This window comes from Pseudomonas sp. CH235 (assembly GCF_004368175.1).
In the GTDB taxonomy this organism is placed as follows: Bacteria; Pseudomonadota; Gammaproteobacteria; order Pseudomonadales; family Pseudomonadaceae; genus Aquipseudomonas; species Aquipseudomonas paraglycinae.
Genome location: NZ_RRZJ01000063.1, coordinates 1 through 1917 on the forward strand (window position 1 = coordinate 1; position 1917 = coordinate 1917).

Below are 1917 nucleotides of genomic sequence, written 5' to 3' on the forward strand. Positions count from 1 at the left end.
ACCACTCGCGTGCGGTTCCAGTTCCGACGCGATGCCGAAGGGGTCATGCAGGTCTACGGCATCCACACCGGAGCCTCGGGCGACGACTCGGTGCGTACCGTAAAAGTCGAGTGGAACAACGACAAGACCTCCATGGAGGCGAAGCTCAACGGCATCACGATTTTGTGGACGCCGCAACGCGGGCCGCTGGGATCGATGCCGCCGCTGGTGTATCCGGAACACGGCGAACCACTGAGCACGATCCTCGTCCACCCGATCGCCGCGAACACCGACAGCCAGATTGAAATCCTGCCCGGCGAAGACATCACCGCCGAGGATTGTATTCTGGTGTTTCCGGCTGAGACCGGGCTGAAGTCGTTGTATGTGGTGTTTTCGAAACCGGCGAGATTGATGCCGGGGACGGTGACGGGGATTGGGGAGGATGTTTCCGGTGTATGGCTTGACCATGCCCGGGGGGGATCTGGTGCGCCAATCCCAACCAGCATTGCCGATTCGCTAAGAGGGCGTGAATATTCCAGCTTTGATTCATTCAGGCGCGCCTTCTGGGCCGAAGCATCAAAAGATACCAGGCTAGCCGGGCAACTCAGCGAAGATAGCTTGGAGCGTATGCGCAACGGAAAGGCGCCTCGCGCCCGATTAGCTGATGCGGCTGGTAAAAGAATCTCTCACGAAATTCATCATGTGGAACTGATATCTCAAGGCGGCGAGGTCTATAACGTTGACAACCTGAGGGTCCACACTCCTAAAAATCACGTCGAAATACACCAGGATTGAGGCAACTGCATGAGCGACCCCTTCATCAAAAGCAATTTCTCTGATTACACCGAACAAGACTTCGTTGAGTTCATTGACGAGATCAGAAAGGAAGACAAGGCACCTACAGATGACCGTGCAGATATTCTATTGCTGCACTTCAACAAGATCGTTGGGCATCCGAGCAAGATGGATCTTATCTACTACCCTGAGCCAGGTGCTGACACGTCGTCATCTGGCATAGCCCGTACAATCGCGACATGGCATGAAGCAAACGGACTGCCAGGATTCAAGAAGTGAAGATTCATGGTCAATCACTGAAATGACTTCACACCACTAAGTATTAAAAACGGCTTACCAAAAGATAGGCCGTTTTTTTGTGCCTCGAGAAAAGTGGCCTCCTCTGCAGATCAGCCAGATTCCGTAGGAACCGGGTGCGAAAAGCGTACGAAGAGGATTATTCGTTCGATCAGGCCTCTGCATCCCGGCAAGTCGATTTGATCGCCATCCCGATTGACCGACACGCTCCCCTGTCTCGATTCCCGGACAGACAGGGAGTGGTCATGGACCTGAACAAATTCCTTTTCGACGATGAGTGGCGTCGAAAACGCCCGAGCGAAAACGCGACATGGACCGGATGGATTCCGCCCCCGCCGCCAGAACCCGTTTATATCCGGACAGACGAATGGCCATCGCCAAAGCCTCGCGACGATCTGGTTTTTGCCAAGTCCTGCACGCCGGGCAACTGGTGCCGGACGGATGCCGGCACTACACCTGAGCCCGCCTCTCACTTCGGCAAAGTCATGGTGGCAGGCGCCCTGCGCATTCCCGCTGCCAGTCACGCCGTAGCGAAGGCCATCGGCGCCGATCTGGCGTTGGGGCGCTTGGCCGGTGGTGGAATCCTGCAGCAGCGCCTTAATTGGGCAATCCGCGGTGCGGGAGGCCCGGCCAGCGTGTTTATCCTCGGGATGCTTCCGACCCGAATGGGCGACGGCACCCTTTACACCGACGAACAACTGCGCACCCTACCCCGCGCCACCACTCGCGTGCGGTTCCAGTTCCGACGCGATGCCGAAGGGGTCATGCAGGTCTACGGCATCCACACCGGAGCCTCGGGCGACGACTCGGTGCGTACCGTAAAAGTCGAGTGGAACAACGACAAGA

Annotated in this window: 3 protein-coding genes; all 3 read left to right on the forward strand. The window is 56.9% G+C overall.

The window, feature by feature from the left end; genetic code table 11:
- On the forward strand, positions 1-774 hold a 774-nt coding region (locus EIY71_RS28415), incomplete at its 5' end, for an S-type pyocin domain-containing protein (protein WP_178083804.1).
- A 9-nt stretch (positions 775-783) separates the two neighbouring features.
- Positions 784-1053 carry a bacteriocin immunity protein gene (locus tag EIY71_RS28420; protein WP_011335930.1) on the forward strand — a complete coding sequence of 90 codons (270 nt, stop codon included), beginning with the start codon at positions 784-786 and terminating at the stop codon, positions 1051-1053.
- Between the two features lie 263 nt (positions 1054-1316).
- A partial coding sequence (locus tag EIY71_RS28425) for an S-type pyocin domain-containing protein (RefSeq protein ID WP_178083805.1) occupies positions 1317-1917 on the forward strand: 601 nt, incomplete at its 3' end.

Bases quoted from the DNA above. Each gene is read 5' to 3' on its own strand.
- EIY71_RS28420 (WP_011335930.1), top strand. From the start codon at position 784: ATGAGCGACCCCTTCATCAAAAGCAATTTCTCTGATTACACCGAACAA.